The following is an 892-nucleotide window of genomic DNA, read 5'->3' as shown; positions in this document are numbered from 1 at the left end:
CTCCTGCAACGAAGATGCAAGTTGTTCGTCATTGCAAAAAAAACCGGGTAACTCTGTTCCTAATGCAACTCGGCAGGCGCCGGTTAGTGTTGCAAAGTCGAATATCATGTCCGGGTTTTCGCTATCTGCTTCGGTCAATGCGTCACATAAGACTAAGCGGCCTTCAGCGTCAGTGTTGTCAATTTCGACAGTAATTCCTTGTCGTGTGGTGATTACATCACCTGGACGAAAAGCATTCGAAGATACGGCATTCTCTACTGCGGGTATTAGTACACGTAATCTGATTGGAAGAGCTTGGTCCATAATTAATTTTGCTAGCCCAAGTACGTGCGCCGCGCCGCCCATGTCTTTTTTCATAAGGCGCATAGCATTACTGGGCTTGAGGTCCAGGCCTCCGCTGTCAAAGCAAACTCCTTTGCCAACCAGTGTTATTTTTGGGGCATCTTCGTCACCCCAAGTAAGATCAATGAGCCTTGGTTCATGTACACTGGCTCTGCCAACGGCATGAATGGTAGGGTAGTTGTGCTCAAGTAGTTGGTCGCCAACAAACTGTTCGAGCTTAGCACCGTATTGCTCTGCGAGCTGCTCAGCTACGGTACCCATATCTTCAGGCATTAAGTCACTGGCTGGGGTGTTGATCAGATCTCTTACTAATGACACTGAAGAAGAAAATGCCTGTGCTTTGTTGAGTATTGCTTCTGAAGATACAGAAAGTGTTGGCAGGCTCTTATCATTCTTTTTATATTCAGTGTACCGGTAACAAGAGAGGGCCCAGGTGATTGCGAACTGAGTTTCAAACTCAGTTTGGTCTTCAAATAGCTCGCTGCACTGACTGCAATCCAGCGAGTAGCGCGCCGCAGGAATTTGTAGCGCTAGATCGCCAGCAATGAAG

Annotated in this window: 1 protein-coding gene; it reads right to left on the bottom strand. The window is 47.5% G+C overall.

What is annotated here, in order from left to right:
• Positions 1-892 (bottom strand): M17 family metallopeptidase (locus tag A3756_RS18925; protein ID WP_197481382.1); only part of this gene is annotated, 892 nt, incomplete at both ends.

It is taken from the genome of Oleiphilus sp. HI0086, from assembly GCF_001635225.1.
The sequence above is the reverse complement of the archived record's forward strand: the minus strand, read 5'-3'. Positions and strand labels throughout refer to the sequence as shown.